Annotated in this window: 1 protein-coding gene; it reads right to left on the reverse strand. The window is 39.6% G+C overall.

What is annotated here, in order from left to right:
- Positions 1 to 811: phage tail tip protein J-related protein (locus ACFSAV_RS08545; protein WP_465263154.1), on the reverse strand; the 811-nt coding region annotated here is incomplete at both ends.

Raw genomic sequence — 811 nt, forward strand, 5'->3', positions numbered from 1 at the left:
CACTCGTCCAAATCTCGATCGCGGAATTTGGATTGGCGAATACTGGATTTTTCCACTGCAGCAAAATCCCAAACACTTTCGAAACAGTAGTTAATTCGCTCACAGCAAAGCTGATATTAAACGACTTAGTAACCGCCTCTGATAGCTGTCCTTGCTCGTTCTTAGCGCGAATTTCCGCAACATATTCCCCGTTGGGAAGACCGATAAATTTGTAGTTTGGTGATGTTAAATCATCATAGATTTTATAAAACGTTCCGTCTTTATATAATTTAATCTGATACTTCACCATTGCACTGTGCTTGACCACGTAATCAAAACTTAACGATACGCCATCACCGTCTGCTTGTACTTCGACATGTTGCACTTTATCAAGTCCAGCAGTAGAAAGTGTTGTTTCTTTTGGCTCAAAGACTGCGCCATTATCCACGATTGCTTCCTTTTGTGGTTCGTGTTGAAGCGCAACAATCGTATATTGACCTTGCTTGTCTTCGCTTATCGTCAATGCTTTGAATAATTGCACATTGATTTCTTGTGTTGTTAAAGACCAAATACCGAACTCAGCTAAACCAACAGGCTCTGACTCTAACGTCACTTCATTACCATTTACATTTACAATGCGAATATCTTTATGCTTAGCTTCTTGATTAATGTATGTTAAATAACTATTCCCCCATGGCGTAATTTCTCTATCAAGCGTTACTTTTTTACCATTGACAGCTATTACACGACCACCAATATTTGTATCTGCATAATGGCAATCTGCTACACGAATAATGTCACCGGGAATGTGCATTAAGCCTTCTACACCGAC

It is taken from the genome of Pasteurella oralis, assembly GCF_042681465.1.
Taxonomy (GTDB): domain Bacteria; phylum Pseudomonadota; class Gammaproteobacteria; order Enterobacterales; family Pasteurellaceae; genus Pasteurella; species Pasteurella oralis.